This window comes from Microbacterium sp. 1S1 (genome assembly GCF_008271365.1).
GTDB lineage: Bacteria > Actinomycetota > Actinomycetes > Actinomycetales > Microbacteriaceae > Microbacterium.
The window spans coordinates 433,615-452,557 of sequence record NZ_CP043430.1 but is presented as its reverse complement, the minus strand read 5'-3'; the positions used below and the strand labels follow the sequence as shown (position 1 = coordinate 452,557).

The 18,943-nt window shown below is 71.3% G+C and carries 19 protein-coding genes; 11 read left to right on the top strand and 8 right to left on the bottom strand.

All coding sequences use genetic code 11. The features are described from left to right. Positions 1-125: 125 nt before the first annotated feature. Entirely contained in the window at positions 126-1,004 is an 879-nt protein-coding gene (gene ddaH, locus FY549_RS02375; RefSeq protein WP_149083660.1) for a dimethylargininase, read from the top strand. A gap of 11 nt (positions 1,005-1,015) precedes the next feature. Then, entirely contained in the window at positions 1,016-2,236 is a 1,221-nt protein-coding gene (gene rocD / locus FY549_RS02370) for an ornithine--oxo-acid transaminase (RefSeq protein ID WP_149085955.1), read from the top strand. Between the two features lie 89 nt (positions 2,237-2,325). On the opposite strand, the gene FY549_RS02365 is transcribed toward rocD, so the two are convergent. The 3 genes from FY549_RS02365 to FY549_RS02355 are packed head-to-tail and all read right to left on the bottom strand — an operon-like array spanning position 2,326 to position 4,448. After that, the gene (locus FY549_RS02365) at positions 2,326-2,610 is read right to left on the bottom strand and encodes a hypothetical protein (protein WP_025105431.1); all 285 of its coding nucleotides are present in this window, start codon (positions 2,608-2,610) and stop codon (positions 2,326-2,328) included. 60 nt (positions 2,611-2,670) lie between these two features. Next, on the bottom strand, positions 2,671-4,002 hold the full coding sequence (locus FY549_RS02360; protein ID WP_149085954.1) for an MFS transporter: 1,332 nt from the start codon (positions 4,000-4,002) through the stop codon (positions 2,671-2,673). Between the two features lie 5 nt (positions 4,003-4,007). Continuing rightward, the gene (locus tag FY549_RS02355; protein WP_149083659.1) at positions 4,008-4,448 is read right to left on the bottom strand and encodes a MarR family winged helix-turn-helix transcriptional regulator; all 441 of its coding nucleotides are present in this window, start codon (positions 4,446-4,448) and stop codon (positions 4,008-4,010) included. A gap of 71 nt (positions 4,449-4,519) precedes the next feature. Here FY549_RS02355 and FY549_RS02350 point away from each other — a divergent pair, with 71 nt between their 5' ends. From FY549_RS02350 to FY549_RS02330, 5 genes are all read left to right on the top strand, one after another. Beyond that, on the top strand, positions 4,520-5,278 hold the full coding sequence (locus FY549_RS02350) for a copper homeostasis protein CutC (RefSeq protein ID WP_149083658.1): 759 nt from the start codon (positions 4,520-4,522) through the stop codon (positions 5,276-5,278). A gap of 9 nt (positions 5,279-5,287) precedes the next feature. Continuing rightward, complete coding sequence (locus tag FY549_RS02345; protein ID WP_149083657.1) at positions 5,288-6,142, top strand: alpha/beta fold hydrolase; 855 nt, start codon at positions 5,288-5,290, stop codon at positions 6,140-6,142. A 746-nt stretch (positions 6,143-6,888) separates the two neighbouring features. Then, positions 6,889-7,626: a DUF1684 domain-containing protein gene (locus FY549_RS02340; protein WP_149083656.1), complete on the top strand. Its 738-nt coding sequence runs from the start codon at positions 6,889-6,891 to the stop codon at positions 7,624-7,626. A gap of 33 nt (positions 7,627-7,659) precedes the next feature. Beyond that, on the top strand, positions 7,660-8,709 hold the full coding sequence (locus FY549_RS02335; protein WP_149083655.1) for a biotin/lipoate A/B protein ligase family protein: 1,050 nt from the start codon (positions 7,660-7,662) through the stop codon (positions 8,707-8,709). Between the two features lie 32 nt (positions 8,710-8,741). Beyond that, the gene (locus FY549_RS02330; protein WP_149083654.1) at positions 8,742-9,689 is read left to right on the top strand and encodes a site-specific DNA-methyltransferase; all 948 of its coding nucleotides are present in this window, start codon (positions 8,742-8,744) and stop codon (positions 9,687-9,689) included. A 15-nt stretch (positions 9,690-9,704) separates the two neighbouring features. Here the strand turns inward: FY549_RS02330 and FY549_RS02325 are convergent, their stop codons facing one another. The 3 genes from FY549_RS02325 to FY549_RS02315 are packed head-to-tail and all read right to left on the bottom strand — an operon-like array spanning position 9,705 to position 11,949. Further along, positions 9,705-10,055 (bottom strand): cupin domain-containing protein, encoded by a 351-nt coding sequence (locus FY549_RS02325; RefSeq protein ID WP_149083653.1) that lies wholly within the window; start codon positions 10,053-10,055, stop codon positions 9,705-9,707. Then, entirely contained in the window at positions 10,052-11,455 is a 1,404-nt protein-coding gene (locus FY549_RS02320; RefSeq protein ID WP_149083652.1) for an NAD(P)/FAD-dependent oxidoreductase, read from the bottom strand. Before FY549_RS02320 ends, FY549_RS02325 begins: the two co-directional genes overlap by 4 nt. A 26-nt stretch (positions 11,456-11,481) precedes the next feature. After that, a complete protein-coding gene (locus FY549_RS02315) occupies positions 11,482-11,949 on the bottom strand; it encodes an Lrp/AsnC family transcriptional regulator (protein WP_149083651.1) in 468 nt (155 codons plus the stop codon). A gap of 99 nt (positions 11,950-12,048) precedes the next feature. Here FY549_RS02315 and FY549_RS02310 point away from each other — a divergent pair, with 99 nt between their 5' ends. Next, on the top strand, positions 12,049-13,494 hold the full coding sequence (locus tag FY549_RS02310; protein ID WP_149083650.1) for a gamma-aminobutyraldehyde dehydrogenase: 1,446 nt from the start codon (positions 12,049-12,051) through the stop codon (positions 13,492-13,494). A gap of 12 nt (positions 13,495-13,506) precedes the next feature. On the opposite strand, the gene FY549_RS02305 is transcribed toward FY549_RS02310, so the two are convergent. Then, entirely contained in the window at positions 13,507-14,034 is a 528-nt protein-coding gene (locus FY549_RS02305) for a GNAT family N-acetyltransferase (protein WP_149083649.1), read from the bottom strand. 485 nt (positions 14,035-14,519) lie between these two features. On the opposite strand from FY549_RS02305, the gene FY549_RS02300 reads away from it, so the two are divergent. From FY549_RS02300 to FY549_RS02290, 3 genes are read left to right on the top strand one after another with little or no spacing between them, the layout of a single operon-like run. Further along, complete coding sequence (locus FY549_RS02300; protein WP_149083648.1) at positions 14,520-15,665, top strand: ROK family protein; 1,146 nt, start codon at positions 14,520-14,522, stop codon at positions 15,663-15,665. A 21-nt stretch (positions 15,666-15,686) separates the two neighbouring features. Next, the gene (locus FY549_RS02295) at positions 15,687-16,616 is read left to right on the top strand and encodes a polysaccharide deacetylase family protein (RefSeq protein ID WP_149083647.1); all 930 of its coding nucleotides are present in this window, start codon (positions 15,687-15,689) and stop codon (positions 16,614-16,616) included. Continuing rightward, complete coding sequence (locus FY549_RS02290) at positions 16,613-17,938, top strand: MFS transporter (RefSeq protein WP_149083646.1); 1,326 nt, start codon at positions 16,613-16,615, stop codon at positions 17,936-17,938. Before FY549_RS02295 ends, FY549_RS02290 begins: the two co-directional genes overlap by 4 nt. 1 nt (position 17,939) lies before the next feature. On the opposite strand, the gene galE is transcribed toward FY549_RS02290, so the two are convergent. After that, on the bottom strand, positions 17,940-18,917 hold the full coding sequence (galE, locus tag FY549_RS02285) for a UDP-glucose 4-epimerase GalE (RefSeq protein WP_149083645.1): 978 nt from the start codon (positions 18,915-18,917) through the stop codon (positions 17,940-17,942). Positions 18,918-18,943: the final 26 nt, after the last annotated feature.

The window sequence follows — 18,943 nt, the reverse complement described above, 5'->3', positions numbered from 1 at the left end:
GGTGGCACAATGGTCACCGGCGTGCCCGAGTCGCATCTTCCTCTCCGCCTCGTCCGAGCGGGGGGTCGAAGGACCGCCGGGCCCCTGGACAGCGTCCGCCGCGCCCGTTCACACGAGGAGCATCCATGTCGACGCCGGAGACCGCCGTCACCACCGCCCCCACGCGCACCGCGCACCGCCGCCACTACCTGATGTGCCGCCCTGAGCACTTCACGGTGAACTACTCGATCAATCCGTGGATGGAGCCTTCGCGCCCGACCGACACGGCCAATGCCGTCGCCCAGTGGCAGAAGCTCTACGACCTGTACCTCGAGCTCGGCCACGAGGTCGAGCTCATCGACCCGCTCCCGGGCTATCCGGACATGGTCTACACGGCCAACGGTGGCTTCCTCATCGACGGCCGTGCGTACGTGCCGGAGTTCCGGTTCGTCGAGCGGCAGGGCGAGGCCCCGGCCTTCGCCGAGTGGTTCCGCGCCGCCGGCTACGACACGGTCCTGCCCAAGGAGGTCAACGAGGGCGAGGGCGACTTCCTGCTCGTCGGCGACGTGATCCTCGCCGGAACGGGCTTCCGCTCCACCGGCGACAGCCATCGCGAGGTCGGCGAGGTGTTCGGCCGGGAGGTCGTCTCCCTCAACCTCACCGACCCCCGCTTCTACCACCTCGACACCGCGATCGCCGTGCTCGATCCCGTCCAGGGCGTGGAGAACGGCGGCCCGGAGCGGGCGAACATCGCGTACCTCCCCGGTGCCTTCGACGACTCCAGCCGTGCCGAGCTGGAGAAGCGCTTCCCCGACGCGATCCTCGTCTCGGACGAGGACGGCGCGGTCTTCGGCCTCAACTCGTCGAGCGACGGCTACAACGTCATCATCTCCCCCCGGGCGAAGGGCTTCGAGCAGCAGCTGCGCGAGCGCGGCTACAACCCGATCACCGTCGACCTCTCCGAGCTCCTTCTCGGCGGCGGCGGGATCAAGTGCTGCACGCTCGAGCTGCGAGGTGCGAAGTGACCCTGGAGCAGGTGGAGGGCGCGTCGACCGTTCGACAGGCCCAGGGAGCCAGCGCGGGCGCGGAGCCGCACGTTGCGCACAACTACCACCCCCTGCCCGTGATGATCGCTCGCGGGGAGGGGGCGTGGGTCACCGACGTGGAGGGCAGGCGCTACCTCGACCTGCTCGCCGCGTATTCCGCCGTGAACTTCGGTCACCGCCACCCCGCGCTGGTCGCGGCGCTGACGGAGCAGCTCGGCCGGGTCACGCTCGTCAGCCGCGCCTTCCAGAGCGACATGCTGGAGCCGTTCGCGGCCGCACTGGCCGCCCTCGCCGGCAAGGAGCTCGTGCTGCCGATGAACACGGGCGCCGAGGCGGTCGAGACCGGCATCAAGGTCGCCCGCGCCTGGGGCTACCGCGTGAAGGGCATCCCCGAGGGGAACGCGCGGATCATCGTCGCCGCCGGGAACTTCCACGGTCGGACGACCACCATCGTGGGCTTCAGCGACGACCCGACCGCCCGTGACGACTTCGGACCGTACGCACCGGGTTTCGACGCCGTACCCTACGGCGATGCCGAGGCCATCGCGGCGGCCATCACGGACGACACGGCTGCCATCCTCGTGGAGCCGATCCAGGGTGAGGCGGGTGTCGTGATCCCGCCGGAGGGGTACCTCCGCCGCATCCGTGAGATCTGCGACGAGAAGAACGTGCTGTTCATCGCGGACGAGATCCAGGCCGGACTCGGACGGGTCGGGGAGACGTTCGCGTGCGATCGCGAGGGCGTCGTGCCGGACCTCTACCTTCTGGGCAAGGCGCTGGGCGGCGGCATCCTCCCGGTGTCGGCCGTGGTGGGGAATGCCGATGTGCTGGGGGTCATCCGTCCTGGCGAGCACGGCTCCACCTTCGGCGGCAATCCGCTTGCGGCGGCCGTCGGCCTGCGCGTCGTCGAGATGTTGCAGACCGGGGAGTTCCAGGAGCGCGCGCGGGCTCTTGGCGCTCACCTCGATGCGGCCCTGCAGCCGCTGATCGGCCACGGGGTCACCGCGGTGCGCCTCGCCGGACTGTGGGCGGGCGTGGACATCGATCCCGCCGTCGGGACCGGTCGTGAGATCGCGGAGAAGCTGCTCGAGCGGGGCGTGCTCGTGAAGGACACGCACGGGCAGACCATCCGCATCGCGCCGCCGCTCGTCATCCGGGCGACGGAGCTGGACTGGGCCGTCGAGCAGCTGAAGGTGGTGCTCGAGGGCTGAGGCCCGGCCGACCCACCCCTTCCGCCCGAGCCACCCCCGTGCGAACGTTCGCACGGGGGTGGCTCGTCTCGAAGGGGTGGGTCGACGGCTCAGGCGGGCGGGGAGTCCGGGTCGAGCGTGCGGAGGGTGTCCTCCTCGGCGGCGTTGTCGGCCGCGAGCTCGTCCTCGGTGTTCTCGTCGCCGCCGAGCGGGGCGTCGTGCCCGGGGCCGGAGCTGCCCTGGATGGCGCCGCCGGTCGACTCGCCGCGGGAGCTGTCGCCCTGGATCGCGCCGCCGGTGCCGTCGCCCTGGCCGGAGTTCTCATCCGGGACGTCGACGCCGGGAGCGCCTTCAGCCGGATCCTGCGGGTGCGGGGTGCTCATGTTCTCGTCCATGACACGACGCTACGACCGCCGTACCCGGATGAGGAAGGCGTTGACAAACGCCCGTGCGACTCACTCGTCGTCGCGCTGCGGCAGGCGGATCGGCGTCGTCGCCGCGGCCTTCTCCGTGTAGTCGACGGGCTCGACCGGCTGCACGACCCGCAGCGGCCGCGTCTCGTCCAGTGTCAGGCGGAAACGGCTGCTCTCCTGGCGGCGCAACCTCCCGGACGTCAGCACCCAGGTCACCCCGATGGCGCACGCGATGAAGCCCGCCGTGCCGCCGAGCATGATCGCGGCGCGGGGGCCGAAGGCGTCGGCCACCCAGCCGGCGATCGGCGCGCCGACCGGGGTCGATCCCATGATGACGGCCATGTACAGCGCGAGGACCCGGCCGCGGAGCGCGGGGTCGGTGGTGATCTGCACGTAGCCGTTGGCCGTGGTCAGCAGCGTCACGATCATGAAGCCGGTGAAGGTCAGCGTGACCGCGTAGGAGAGGTAGGTGGGCATCGCGGCCGAGACGAAGGCCGCGATCCCGAAGCCGCCCGCCGCGAGGATCACCACGCGCACCCTCGCCCGGTCGCGACGCGCGGCGAGGAGGGCGCCGATCAGGGACCCGATCGCGAGCACCGAGCTCAGCACCCCGTACCCGTCGGCCCCGGCTCCGAACTCCAGCGCCATGGTCGAGGCGAAGATCGGGAAGTTCATGCCGAACGCGCCGATGAGGAACACCGTCACGAACACGACCTTGAGGTCGCTGCGCGCCCAGACGTACCGGAACCCCTCGGCCAGGCCGCCGCGGCTGCGGTTCTTGGGGCGTGGCGCGAGCAGATGCGTGCGCATGAGCAGCAGTGCGACGATCATGGCGAGGAAGGTCGCGGCGTTGGCGATGAACACCCAGCCGGAGCCGATCGCCACGATGAGCAGGCCGCCGACCGCCGGTCCGATCATGCGAGCGAGGTTGAAGGACGCCGAGTTGAGCGCCACCGCGTTGGAGGTCTCCGACGCGGACACCATGTCCGACACGAAGGCCTGTCGGGCCGGCGCGTCGAACGCGTTGACGATGCCGAAGCCGAGGGCGAACGCGAGCATCATCGGCAGGGTCATGACCCCGGCGAGCAGCAGGGAGCCGACCGCGATGGCGAGGGCGAGCAGCGCGGCCTGCGTGGTCAGGAGGATCTTCCGCCGGTCGAAGCGGTCGGCGACCCACCCGGTCAGGCTCACCAGCACCAGCGGCGGCCCGAACTGCAGCGCCATCGTGACGCCCATCGCCGTCGCGTCGTTGTCGGTGAGCTCGGTCAGCACGACCCAGTCCTGGGCGGTGGCCTGCATCCATCCACCGACGTTGGAGACCAGGGCGCCGGCGAACCAGATCCGATAGTTGACGTTCGCGAAGGAGCGGAACATGGCGCTCATCTCTCCACCACCCTCCGCATCAGGGCGCTGGCTTCTCGCAGGGTCGCCAGTTCCTCCTCGGTGTAGTCGACCTCGCGGAGCATGTCGGCGAGCAGCACGTCACGGCGGCGGATCGTCTCCACGACGATCTCGGCACCGGCGGGGGTGATGTCGACCTGCACACGGCGCCGGTCGTCCTCGTCCGGGGTGCGGGCCACGTAGCCCTGCTCCTCCAGCCCGTTCACGATGCTCGTCATGGACGGGGCGGTCACACGCTCGCGCTCGGCGAGAGTGGAGATCGTGCGGCGGCCGTTCATGCGCAGCTCGGCGAGCACGGCGAGCTGGGTGTCGCTCATCATGTCGGCGGCACGCGCGCAGCGGAGGCGGCGGGCGAGACGGAACGTGGCCATGCGCAGGTCTGTGGCGGTGAGGTGGAGGGAATCATCGGACGCAGACATACTTAGTTAGTCTATCTAATATTTCGGACGCATGGGCGGGAGCGGCCGAGTCCAGCGGGCACAATGGAGGGGTGACCCGAACGATCGCTCTCGAAATCGCCGTCCAGGATCCCGCCGGAGTGCGTATCGCCGCCGAGGTCGGTGCCGCTCGCGTCGAGCTGGCCACGGCCCTCGCCCTCGGCGGGCTCACCCCGTCGCCGGCCACCCTCGAGCTCGCGCTCGACGCCGTGGGGGCGAGCGGACCCGAGGTGCACGTCCTCATCCGTCCGCGTGCCGGCGGCTTCCACTACAGCGCCGACGAGCTGGCCGTCGCAGAGCGGGACGTGCGGCACGCGATCGCCGCGGGGGCCGCAGGCGTCGTGATCGGCGCTCTCGACAGCGCGGGGCGACTGGACCGCGACGCCATGGCCCGGCTGCGGGATGCGGCCGGGGGAGCTCCGGCGACCCTGCACCGGGCCATCGACGTGACCGCCGACCCGGTCGCGACCCTGCGCGCCGCGCGGGAGCTGGGTCTCCGCCGCGTGCTCACCTCCGGCGGCGCCTCCGCCGCGATCGACGGCATCGACACCCTGCGTGCGCTCGTCGCGGCGGCGGAGGGGGAGATCGAGGTCATGGCCGGCAGCGGCGTCGACGTCGCCAGCGCTCCGGTGCTCGCGGCGACCGGCGTCGACGCGATCCACTTCTCCGCGAAGCGGGCCGTGACCGAGGACGGCGGGGTGCGCATGGGCTCCGCCTCCGACGGCGTCGGCGGCTACGAGGTGACGGACCGCGACATCGCCCTCGCGATCCGCGACGCGGTCCGCGGCGCCCGCGCGGAGAGCGACCGGTAGGGCCGCGCCATGACCGAGACCCGCGAGTACACGGACCGCCACGGCATCGCGATCGTCTACGACGTCCACCCCGCGGAGGGCACGCCCCGCGGCGTCGTCCAGCTCCTGCACGGGGTGGGAGAGCACGCGGGCCGCTATCCGGCGCTGATCGGCGCGCTCACCGGAGCCGGGTTCATCGTCTACGCCGACGACCACCGGGGTCACGGCCGCACCGGCATCCGCCAGCACGGCGACCCCGCCCGGCTCGGACGACTCGGCCCCGGAGGTCTCCGGGCGGCCAAGGACGCGGTCTGGCAGCTGACCGGCATCATCCGCGACGAGAACCCCGACCTTCCGCTCGTGCTGCTCGGACACTCGTGGGGGTCGTTCCTCGCGCAGATGCTGGTGAACGAGCATGCCGAGGCCTTCGACGCGGTCATCCTGTCCGGCTCGGCGCTGCGGACGCCCCGCTCCCTCAACCCGGCACCGCTGAACGCCGCGTGGGCGGCGGATGACGCGACCGGATACGAGTGGCTGAGCCGCGACCCCGCCGTGTGGAAGGCCTTCGACGAGGATCCGCTCACGACGGGCGTGCCGCTGCTCAAGCTGTTCGGTCCGCTCGACGCGGCACGGCTCTACGGGCGGCCCGCGAAGCACCTCGCGCGCGACCTGCCGATGCTCCTCCTGGTCGGCCGCGACGACCCGGTCGGCGGTCCGCGCAGCGTGCACAAGCTCGCCGACGAGTACCGCCGGCGCTCCGGACTCACCGACGTCACGACCCTCGTCTACCCCGACGCCCGGCACGAGATCTTCCAGGAGCTGCAGCAGGACGAGGTGCGCGCCGACGTGCTCGCCTGGCTCGACGCCCACATCCCCGCGCGCTGACCCCCTTTCGGTCCCGTCTCGTTCCGGTCCGTCTTGTCCGGGTCCGTCCGGGTTCGCCCGGGTTCGCCCCGTCCGGGTTCGTCCGTCCCGTTCGGGTCCGTCCGGTCCCGTCCCATCCGGGTCCCGGTCCCGGTCGGTCCGGTTTTCCTCCGGGATCAGTTCCGCCCCTTCCGCCGCCAAAACGAGCTCACTTTCGTACTCTGGACGGTCCCGGGGGGAGCGTTTTCGAGCACGCACCGCAGTGGGGGCGTCGGTGAGTCGGCGTCCACGGTGACCTGTGGGGACCACACCCCTGTCCCGGGGGATCACTTCCGTGCCTAGGACGCACCTCGGAGGAGCGTTTTCGAACACGCGAGATGCGTCGGCGCGCCGGAGTCATGTCCCCGTGCGCCGCGAGTGGGGTCTCTTCGGCTCCCGACGCGTGCGGCGGACCGCGGGGAGTGGCGGGATCAGGAACGGGCGGGGAAGGCGCGGCGGGGGACGGTTTCGATCCCGTGGGAGGCGTGCGGCGGGCGGGTCTGGGTTGCGGGATCAGGAACGGGCGGGGCAAGGGGCGGCGGGGAGCGATATCGATCCCGCACCCGCTCGGGACGGGACGGGACGGGGCGGGATTCGGCCCCCGGGGCAGGGGAGTGTGACGCGGGATGACGCGGGGTGAAGGCGTGTGACGGATGGGGGGCCCGGCGGGCGACGGCAGCCCTAGATTCGGGGCACATCCGCACGAGCGAGGGGGAGGGCCCGCGGCGATGAGCTTCCTGACGGACTGGCATGACTGGCATGCGGCGCGCGAACGCTATGCGGGGTCGGAGTACGGGCCGTCCGCACTGGAGTCGACGAACTGGCTCATCACCGAACCCGCGGCGGTCGACGGCGTCCCGGGGCTCTGGGCCCTCACCGGCGACGGCGGGATCCGTGGCAGCGAGCTCGGACCGTCGGGGTCGGTCGTCACCCTCCGCGGCACGCAGACCCTGCGCCTCGGCCGTCGGGAGCTCCGCGTGTTCGACCGCAACGGACTCCTCGCGCTCCGGGTCTGGAATCCGGCGCGTCCGCAGCGTGAGTGGTTCACGGCGATCGACGCCTACGCCCCCGACGAGCGCTGGCGGCTCCCCGCGACGTTCGTGCCCGCGCCCGACGAGACGATCGTCGTGACCTCGGTCGACGGCGAGGAGCGTGAGACCGCGATTGCCGGGCGTCTGCGGTTCGAGCTCGCGGGCGCTCCGCACGAGCTGACCGTCACCCGCAGCGGAAGCGGTGCGCTCAGTGCCGTGTTCGCCGACGGGACGAACGGGCTGGAGACGTACCGGTTCCGGTTCCTGCCCGTGGACGAGCCCGCCGCCGACGGAACCGCCGTGATCGACTTCAACCGGGCGTACCTGCCGCCGTGCGCCTTCTCGGACCAGTTCGTCTGCCCGCTGCCCACCGCGGGCAACCGCTACTCCACGCCGATCAGGGCCGGGGAACGGGTCGTGGTGCTCGGCGGCTGACCGTCGGGGCACCGCGCGCCTTAAGCTGGATCCGTGCACGGTGAATACAAGGTTCCTGGGGGCAAGCTCGTCGTCGTCGACCTCGAAGTCGAGAACGACCGGATCGCGCGGTTCCGCCTCGCCGGCGACTTCTTCCTCGAACCGGACTCCGCGCTCGACGACATCAATGCGGCGGTCGAGGGCCTCCCCGCCGAGTCGGACGCCACCGCGATCGCCGCGGCCGTCCGCGGCGCTCTCCCGGACGGTGCCCAGCTTCTCGGCTTCAGCCCCGAAGCCGTCGGCACGGCCGTGCGTCGGGCCTTGGTCACCGCCCCCGGGTGGCGTGACTTCGACTGGGAGATCGTGCACGACAAGGCGGTCTCTCCTCGCATGAACCTTGCCCTCGACGAGGTGCTCACCTCGCGAGTGGGCGAGGGCCGCCGCCGCCCCACCCTGCGGATCTGGGAGTGGGACGAGTCGGCCGTCGTCATCGGGTCGTTCCAGTCGTACCGGAACGAGGTCGATCCGGAGGGTGCGGCCCGGCACGGCTTCGACGTCGTCCGCCGGATCTCCGGGGGCGGCGCGATGCTCATGGCCGCAGGGCAGATCATCACCTACTCCCTGTACGTCCCTGCCTCGCTCGTCGCGGGCATGACGTTCGCCGACTCCTATGCCTTCCTGGACGACTGGGTCCTGCAGGCGCTTCGCTCGCTCGGCATCGACGCCGTGTATCAGCCGCTCAACGACATCGCGAGCCCGACCGGCAAGATCGGCGGCGCCGCGCAGAAGCGCCTTGCGAACGGTGGCGTGCTGCACCATGCCACTCTCTCCTATGACATCGACGGCCAGACGATGACCGAGGTGCTGCGGATCGGCCGGGAGAAGCTCAGTGACAAGGGCACGACGTCGGCGGCCAAGCGCGTCGACCCGCTGCGCAGCCAGACGGGGCTGGAGCGCGCCGAGATCATCGAACGCTTCAAGGACACGTTCCGCGCCCTGACCTCGGCGGAGGACGGCGACATCACGCCGGACGAGTACGCCGACGCCGAGGCCCTCGTGGAGTCGAAGTTCTCGACCGACGCGTGGCTGCACCGGGTTCCGTGAGCCCCTCGGCCGGCTCAGGGACCCCGGGGAGGGTGGGCGGACCGAGGGGGAGCCCGGGCGGGTGTCGATCATCGAGGGGGGACAATCTCGCGGTCGCGGCGACCCTGCCCTCCGGATCCTTCACACTCGTCTACCTCGACCCGCCGTTCAACACCGGTCGGGTGCGGGAGCGACAGGTGGTCACCGCCCGCCGTGCGTTCACAATCGAGGAAGAACCGGGCGAACCGGACGGGATCAGCCCGGAATCGGCCACTCCGCGCCCGGATCTCCTGAGTTCTGAACGCGCAGCCGGCGAGCCCGAGGTGCGACACGGCTTCCACGGCCACCGATACGAGCGCGTGAGGGGCATGCTGCGCACGTACGACGACAGTTTCGACGACTACGGCGCGTTCCTGATGCCGCGGCTGGAGGAGGCCTGGCGTCTGCTCGCCGACGACGGCACCCTCTACCTGCACCTGGACTACCGTGAGGCGCACTACGCGAAGGTCATGCTCGACGCGGTGTTCGGGCGCGACTGCTTCCTCAACGAGCTCATCTGGGCGTACGACTACGGAGCCAAGTCCCGGCGGCGGTGGCCCACCAAGCACGACACGATCCTCGTGTACGTGAAGAACCCGCGGACGTACGTCTTCAACTCCGACGACGTCGACCGGGAGCCCTACATGGCGCCCGGCCTGGTGACCGCGGAGAAGGCGGCGCGCGGGAAGCTGCCCACGGATGTGTGGTGGCACACGATCGTCCCGACGACCGGACGGGAGAAGACGGGCTATCCCACGCAGAAGCCCGAAGGCATCCTGCGGCGCATCGTCACCGCGTCCAGCCGGCCCGGCGATCGGGTACTCGACCTCTTCGCCGGCAGCGGCACGACCGGAGCCGTGGCTTCGGCTCTCGGCCGGGACGCGGTGCTCGTCGACGACAACGCGGAGGCCGTACAGGTCATGGCCGCCCGGATCCCGCACGCCGAGGTGCGTCGGGCCTGACGCCGGGCGATCGCGTCAGAGGCCGACGGAGACCTTCCGCAGCGTCTCGGTCACCGTCCACACGGTCCGCATGCCCGCCGTGAGTCGCAGCACGGAGCCGGGGCGGAGGTCGACCGACGGCAGTGCGGGGGTGGTGAACGCTACGGTCGCGCGGCCGGAGAGCACCACGAACACCTCGTCCTCCTCGGTGTCGGTCGCCGTGCCCGGGGTCATCTCCCACACCCCGACCTCGACCCCGCCCCCGTCGTCGAGCATCGTGAAGCCCGTGGTCGGGTCGCCGTCGCGGACGTCTTCCGCGGGCAGGGGGTCGTGCGTCAGCGGGAGGCGCGCGGCATCGACGACGACCCCGGGGGCGAGCCCGGTCACGAGTCGAACCCCATGCCGAGGGCGTCGAGCGTCTTCAGGAACAGGTTCCGTCGCCCCTCGTTGTGGTCAGCTCTGTCCATGGCAGCGCGCACGAGGTTGATGCCGATCGATGCGGCCGGCTCGGGCGGGAAGGGGATGGGCTTCTCGCGGACCATGCGCAACTGCGTGCGCTCGGTCTCCTCACCGCTCAGCTTGTCGAGCATGACGTCCGCCGCGAACCGTGCCGCGCCGACGCCGAGCCCGGTGAAGCCGGTGGCGTAGGCGACACGGCCTCCGCGGGCGGTGCCGAAGAACGCGCAGAACCGGCTCGACGAGTCGATAGCCCCGGCCCAGCGGTGCGTGAAGCGGAGTCCGGCGAGCTGAGGGAACGTGGTGAAGAAGTGCGACGCCAGGCGCCGGTGGCTCTCCATACGGTCCTCGTAGGCGGGGCGCACCTTCCCGCCGAAGTGGTACACCGCGTCGTAGCCGCCGAACAGGATCCGGTCGTCCGCCGTGAGCCGGTAGTAGTGGAACTGATTGGCGCTGTCGGCGAGTCCCTGCCGGTTCTGCCAGCCGATGGAGCTGAGCTGCTCCGTCGACAGGGGCTCCGTCATGAGCACGTAGTCGTACACGGGCACCGTCATGAGGCGATTGCGCTTCAGGAGCGAAGGGAAGACGTTCGTCGCGAGCGCCACGGTGTCGGCGGTGACCCGGCCGTGCTCCGTGACCAGGGTGACCGGGCCGGCGTCGGCCCCTTCGATGCGGCGCACGAGGCTGTGCTCGTGGATCTCGACGCCGAGCTCGACGGCCACTCGCGCCAGCTCCAGGCCCAGTTTCGCCGGATGGACGAGGGCGCTGCCCTCCCGATCCCACGCGCCGGCGAGGAAGGTGGGGGAGTGCACTTCCGCCTGGACCGCCTCCCGGTCGAGGAAGCCCTCCTCCTCGCGCAGCCACTCCACCTGGTGCGGCTCGACGGCCACCGCGAGCTGCCCCGTCCGCTCGAACTCGGCGTCCATGTCGTAGCGCCGGACGGTCTCGGCGATGCCGTCGAGGTTCTCGTGACCGAGCGCCTCCAGCCGGTCGATCTCCTCGGGCCAGCGGTTCACGCCGTTCTCGTGGCCGTGGGTGAGACTGGACTCGCAGAAGCCGCCGTTGCGGCCCGAAGCCGCCCAGGAGACGCGGGACGCCTCGAGGAGCACCACCTTCCGGTCCGGGTCCCGCTCCTTCGCGCGCACGGCGGTCCACAGGCCCGTGTATCCGCCGCCGACGATCGCGAGGTCGGCGTGGAGGGCACCGCGGACCGGGGGATGCGAGGGACGCTGGACGTCGTCCAGCCAGAAGATCGACAGGGCCGTGTCGCGCAGGGCGTCGTCGATGACGGACTGCGGGGGACGCCGGCGTTCGAAGACCGTGGTGCCCATGTTCACTCCGATGCGAGGGGAGCGCGTCAGCGCGTTCCCCAGTTGTAGAGGTCCTTATAGAGCCCCGCGTAGAGCAGGCTCTCCGTCTGGATGATGCCGGGGATGGTGCGGATGCGAGTGGCGATGAGGTCGAGCAGGTGGTCGTCGTCTTCGCACACCGCCTCCACGAGGATGTCGAACGTCCCGAGGGTGACGACGACGTAGGCGAGCTCGGGGATCGCGGAGAGCTCCTCCGCGATCGCGCGGGGATCGCCCGAGACCCGGATCCCGATCATCGACATGCGGTGGAAGCCGAGCTGCAGCGGATCCGTCACGGCGACGATCTGGATGACGCCCGACTCGGTCAGGCGCTGCACGCGCTGGCGCGCCGCGGCTTCGCTGAGACCGACCTCGCGACCGATCTCGGCGTAGGGGCGACGTCCGTCCTCCTGGAGCAGCTCGACGATGCGCTTCGAGATATCGTCCAGGGCCGGCTGCGATCTCTTCGGACTCATGTATCGATCGTGTCAGTCTGGCCTCACTACTGCAACTGATTCCGTCGAGATCTGGCCAAGAAGCTACAGATTCCGCGTTCGCATGGCTACCATGGCGCTATGTCCTCACCGTCGATGGCCGAGCCCCTGCAGAACTTCATCGGCGGGCGAGCCGTCGCCGCGCGGGGGAGCGGTCGCCTGCCCCTGCTCGATCCGGTGACGGGAGAAGCCTACGGCGAGATCCCCGTCTCCGACCACGCAGACGTGGACGCCGCCTACACGGCCGCCGCTGCCGCCTTCCCGGTATGGCGCGACACGCCGCCGTCGGAGCGTCAGCTCTCCCTCTTCCGCATCGCCGAAGAGATGGCGGCGCGCGCCGAGGAGTTCGCCGACCTCGAATCGCAGGACACCGGCAAGCCTCGCGCGACGCTCGTCGCGGACGAGATCCTCCAGTCCGTCGACCAGTTGCGATTCTTCGCCGGTGCCGCGCGGAGCCTGGAAGGCCGGGCCGCCGCCGAGTACCTTCCCGGTCACACCTCCTTCGTGCGTCGCGAACCCATCGGCGTAGTCGGGCAGGTCACGCCCTGGAACTACCCGCTCAACATGGCGGTGTGGAAGATCGCACCGGCGCTCGCCGCGGGGAACACCGTCGTGCTCAAGCCGGCCGAGTCCACGCCCCTCACCACGGTGCTGCTGGCCGAGATCGTCGCGCGGCACACCCCGGCCGGCACCCTCAACATCGTCCTCGGCGACCGGGCGACCGGAGCGGCGCTCGTGGAGCACCCGACGCCGCAGATGGTGGCGATCACGGGCTCCGTGCGGGCGGGGATGGCCGTGGCGCGCTCGGCCGCAGCCGACGTCAAGCGCGTCCACCTGGAGCTCGGTGGCAAGGCGCCCGCCATCGTCTTCCCTGACGCCCGGATCGAGAAGGCCGTGGAGGGCATCGTCGCCGGCGCCTTCTTCAACGCGGGACAGGACTGCACCGCCGCGACGCGCGTGCTCGTGCACGCCTCCCTGCACGACGAGTTCGTCGCCGCGCTGGTGGAGCGCGCACGGACCCACGCGCGGACGGGCGCCCCGGACGAGGAGGGCGTCTTCTACGGGCCGCTGAACAGCGCGGCCCAGCTCGCCCAGGTGCAGGGCTTCATCGACCGGCTGCCGGCACACGCGACCGTGGAGACGGGAGGGAGGCGGCAGGGCGACCGCGGCTACTTCTGGCCGGCCACCGTCGTGACGGGCGTGCGGCAGGACGACGAGGTCGTGCAAGGCGAGATCTTCGGACCCGTGCTCACCGTGCAGTCCTTCGGCACCGACGAGGAGGCGCTGGCGATGGCCAACGACGTGCCGTACGCGCTCGCCGCCTCGGTGTGGACGCGAGACCACGCCCGCGCCCTGCGCTTCTCCCGCGATCTCGACTTCGGGTGCGTGTGGATCAACACCCACATCCCGTTCGTGTCCGACATGCCGCACGGCGGATTCAAGCACTCCGGCTACGGGAAGGACCTGTCGCAGTACGGCTTCGAGGACTACACGCGCGTCAAGCACGTGATGAGCGCGCTCGACTGACCGGCCGGAGGGTCAGCGCGGGGCGAGGAGCTTCACGCGGCGGTGCTCCCGGAGCGTGAACTGGGGTCGCTGGTCGATCTTCGTGGCCCCGTCGAGCTCCCACCCGTGCCGGGCGTAGAACGTGTCGGCACGCTCGTTGCCGTCGAGCACCCAGAGGTAGGCGCGGGTGTGGCCGGCGGCGATCATGCGCTGCTCGGCCGCATCGAGAAGGGCATGCCCGGCCCCTGTCGACCAGGCGTCCGGGTCGGCGTAGATGCCGTACAGCTCGGCGTCGTCGAGTCCGTCGGGGTCACGACCGGAGCCGAACGAGGCCCAGCCGACGATCGTGCTGTCACGCTCGGCGACGAGGGTCCCGAGGCTGGTGGGCAACGGGTCGGCGAAGATGCGGCGCCACCCGTCTGCGCGCTCCGAGACGGACAACCCGTCCAACACGGCCTGATCGATGAGTCCTCGGTAGGCCACCTGCCAGGAGCGCACGTGTACTCCGGCCACGGCCTCGGCATCATCGGCGACGGCGTCTCGGATCACCAGGGGCGTCATCCCTCCAGCCTATGCGGGCCCGCCGACGGAACTCCCGCCCCCGTCCCCTTCCCGTCCTTCCCCGTCCTGGTTGCGCCTGCACGACCTCGGGACGTGTGGGGGATGTGAACCCGGGTTTCGTCGTGCAATCGTGTCCGGGTCGTGCGGGTGTCACCGCCCCCCGGGCCCCGGCTCCCCGATCCGACCGGGCCTCCGGGTCGGTCTGTCCCTCCTCCGGGCACCGGGTTACACCTGCACGACCCCGCTACGCCCGTGGGGCCGTAACCCGGATCCCGTCGTGCGCCCGTCCCCCCGTCGTGCACCCGGAACCCGGATCCCGTCGTGCAGCCGTCCCCGGGTCGTGCAACCGTCCCCCGTCGTGCAGCCGTGCCCGGGTCGTGCGGGTGAGCCCGAGACGCCGGGGGAGGTCGACGGGTGCGACGTGATGTGGCAGGCTGGCGGGCACTGACTCCGCACGAGCATCGATCCCTCAGAGGTTCCGCCGCATGTCCCGACCCCTCGCAGGACCGCAGACCCTGCTCCGCACGCTCAACGGTCGCGCCATCCTCGAGCGTCTCGCGACGAGCGGCCCGCAGACGCGGGCCGAGCTCATGGCGGCGACCGGACTCTCGCGCACGGCGGTCACCCAGGTGCTGCGGATGCTCGACGGAGCGGGGGCGGTCGCGGCCGCCGGGGTCGACCGCGACACCCGTGGCCCGGCTGCGGGGCGAGTGCGGCTGCACCCCGGCCTCGGCCACGCGGCGGCGGTGCATGTCGACCATCATGCCGCCCACGTCGTCCTCGTCGACGCGACCGGCGCCGTGCGGGCCGAGCAGCACGGTGCCTTCCCCGCGGGCGGTGACCGCGTCGCTCACATCGCGGACCTCGTGGCACGATGCCGTCGCTCCGCGAAGGGGACGCTCCACCTCGCGGTCGTCGGAGTGCCCGGCATCGTCAGTCCCGACGGGGCGATCCGAGACAACCAGGGTCCGGACGGCGGCGCGTTCCGGGCGGCCCTTTCGGCCGCGCTCGACTGCCCGGTCCGCGTCGAGAACGATGTGAACCTCGCGGCGCTCGCCGAACTCACCACGGGCGTCGGTGCCGACCTCGCCAGCTTCGCGCTGCTGTTGCTCGATGACGACCTCGGCGCGGGCATCGTCATCGACGGTGCCCTGCACCGCGGCTTCTCCGGCGTCGCCGGAGAGGTGATGTATCTTCCGCAGACGCCGGTGCCCATCGGCGCCCCCGTCGCCGGTGCCACGGTCGTGCGGGACCTCGCCCTGGGGCACGGTCTCGACGTCGACGCGCCGTTCCTCGCACATCTCGAAGCGGCCCGTCACGGCGACGAGCCGGCGCGGGCACTCGTCGAGGAGATCGGCCGTCGGGTGTTCCTCGCGGCCGGGAGCGTCGCTCTCGTGCTCGACCCCGAGGCATTCATCCTCGGCGGGGAGGCCGCGCATCCGGCGCTCCTGGACGCGATCGAGCGGGTCGCCGACGAGTTCTCGGCTCAGCTCTCGCTCCGCTTCATCGCCTCCGCGTTCGGTCCGGAGGCGCCGCTGGTCGGAGCCATCGGGGAGGCGGCGTCCGCCCTCCGAGCCGAGGTGTTCACCCGGATCCTCACGCCGTCCCGCCCGCTGCCCACCGGGCGCTGAGCCCGACCGACAAGGACCCGCATGACCGTTCCCTCCGCCCTCGCCGATCGCCTCGGGCTCTCGACCGACGCCAGGGCGGTCATCCTCAACGCCGACGATTTCGGGATGTGCCATGCGGCGAACACCGCGATCTCCGGCCTTCTCGCCCGCGACCGCATCGACTCGGCCACGGTGATGGTGCCGTGCGCCTGGTCGCCGGAAGCGCTGGCCTTCGCGGCGTCGCGCCCTGACCTGGACGTGGGCGTGCACCTCGTGCTCACGAGCGAGTGGCGCCGCTACCGGTGGCGTCCGCTCACCGGCGGGTCATCGACCCTCGTCGATGACGACGGCTTCTTCCCCGCGGACGTCGCGACGGTCGAACGGCAGGCGTCCGAGGCCGACGTCGCGGCGGAGCTCGCCGCGCAGTTGCAGACCGCCCTCGACGCCGGTGTCGACGTGACCCATCTCGACAACCACATGGGCTCGGTGTACGGCCTGCTCACCGGGCGTGACTTCCTGCGCCCTGTCTTCGAGCTCGCCGCCCGCCATGGCCTCCCGTTCCGCCTGCCCCGGCACATGGAGGGAGCGGATGCCGACCCGATGCTCCAGGCGAAACTGACCGAGGCGGCAGCGGTGGCGGATGCCTTCGGCGTGGAGATCGTCGACCGGCTGTGGACGCACCCGTTCGAACTGCGCGGCGAGGGCACCGCCGACGAGGAGTCGTACGAGCAGGTGCGCGACGGTTTCCTCGCCGTGCTGCGAGCGGTCCCGCCCGGGGTGACCGAGATCTATCTGCACCCGATGGTCGACGGCGAGGAGTTGCGCGCCGCGGTGGACTTCGGGGCGGCCAAGCGGGGCTACGAGCTGCGCCTCCTGGACGACCCGGTGGCGCGGCAGACGATCGCGGACGAAGGTCTCGTTCGCGTCGGCTGGCGAGCGCTGCGGGACGTGCAGCGGGGAGGCGGCCGATGACCTCGCTCGCGGAGCGGCTGCGCGATCGCAGGATCGACGCCGCGCCGACCCGTTCGCAGGCCGTCGCGTTCGGGGCCTCGGGGTTCCCGACGCAACTGATGACGCAGACCTTCTCGGCTTTCGTCGTGTACTTCTACGTCTCCCATCTCGCCGTCCCTGCGGGGTGGGTGGCGGGGGCCATGATCGCGCACGGCATCCTCAACGCGGCGCTCAACCCCGTCGTCGGGGCGCTGTCGGACCGGATCCGCACTCCGTGGGGCCGGCGCATCCCGTGGATCGGGCTCGGCATCGTGCCGCTCGTGGTCGCCTTCGCGCTCGTGTGGATGCCGCCCGCGCTCCCGGCCGCCGGGCTCATCGTCTGGTTCCTCGTCGTGGTGGCGGTCTACGACATCGCTTTCGTCGTGGTGGTGCTCAACATCTCGGCGCTCTTCCCGGAGATCTTCCGGACCACGGAGGAGCGTGCCCGCGGGAACGTGCCGCGGCAGATCTTCGCCATCCTCGGCATGGTCCTCGGTACGGCGGGTGCGCCCGCCCTCTACGACGCGATCGGCTGGCCGGGCATGGCGCTCGTGCTGTCGGGCGTCTGCCTCGTGCTGCTCGTGTGGTCCTTCCTCGGGGGCATGGTCGAGCGCCGCGTCCCGGAGACCGCATCCGAGGCCATGCGCTGGCGCGATCAGCTCGTCTACACGTTCCGCAACCGCGCGTTCGTGCCCTACGTGCTCGGCTCCCTCTGCGTGCAGACCTCGATCGCCGTGATCCTCGCCGCCGTCCCCTTCTACGTCCGCTACTCGCTCGGGGCGGCCGAGGGGGAGGGGAGTCTGCTGCTCGGAGCCATCTTCCTCACGGCCATCCCGTCGATCGTGCTGTGGAGCGCGGTGGTCAGGCGCACCTCGCCGCGGACGGCGCTGCTGTGGAGCGTCGCCGTGTTCGGGATCTCGATGCTCGGGTACCTGTTCCCGACCTCCGTGCTCGGGGCGTCCCTCGTCGGGGTGGCGGTCGGAGTCGGGGTCGGCGGGCTGCTGCAGCTGCTCGAGGTCGTGCTGGCCCAGATCATCGACGACGACGCGCTCCGCACGGGGCATCGGCGGGAGGGGGCGTACTTCGGCGTGAACGGGTTCGTCGTGCGCGGCTCCGTGGTCCTCCAGGCGATCGTGGCCGCCGCCGTGCTGACCGCGACCGGTTTCGATGCCGAGCTCGGCGACGCGCAGCCCGAGACCGTCGACGGCGGTATCCGGCTCATGCTGGCGGTCATCCCGCTCGCCTTCACGGCCCTCGGCTGGCTGTGCTTCTGGCTCTACCCCATCCGCACGCGCGACCTCTGAGTCAGCCGGCGGCGCGCCGCGCCTCCCAGCCCGTGCGCACCATCTCGTCGACGGTGTAGCGCATGGTCCAGTCGAGGTCGCGTGCCGCGAGCTCGCCCGTCGCCACGATCCGGTCCGGGTCTCCCGGGCGGCGCGGGCCGATCTCGGGGGTGAAGTCGATGCCCGTGACGCGGGCGACCGCGTCCATGATCTGCTTCACGCTGAGCCCGTCGCCGGAACCGAGGTTGTACGCCGGCTCGATCGGGGCGCCCGAGGCCAGGCGCTCCGCCGCCGCGACGTGGGCGGCCGCGATGTCACCGACGTGCACGTAGTCGCGGACGTTCGTGCCGTCGGGGGTGTCGTAGTCATCGCCGAAGATCTTCGGGGTGCGGCCCTCGATCAGTGCCTCGAAGACGATCGGGAAGAGGTTGTGCGGGCTGACGTCGTAGACCGTCGGGTCAGCCGAGCCGACGACGTTGAAGTACCGCAGCGACGTGTGGCGCAGCGGGCGGTCGGAGTCGGCGGTCGCGATCGCCTGGTCGCGGAGCAGCCACTCGCCGATGAGCTTCGACTCGCCGTAGGGGCTCGCCGGCTTCTTGGCGGTGTCCTCGACGACGAGCGAGACATCAGGGGTGCCGAACACGGCCGCCGAGGAGGAGAAGACCATGTTCGCGACGCCCGCCGCCTCCATCGCCTCGAGGATGATCCGCGTCCCCTCGACGTTCTGCGCGTAGGTGTGCAGGGGGCGTTGGACCGAGACACCGGCGTACTTGTAGCCCGCGACGTGGATCACGCCCTCCGCCTCGTGCGTGCGCAGCGCCTCTTCGACGAGGGCGCGGTCGAGGATGCTGCCCTGCACGAAGGGCACGCCCTCCGGCACGAAGGAGGCCACGCCGCTGGACAGGTCGTCCAGGACGACGGGGGAGAGTCCGGCCTCCGCGAGGGCGCGGACGACGTGGGCACCGATGTAGCCGGCGCCGCCGGTGACGATCCAGGACATGCGTTCCTCTCCTGCCGCGGCGGTGG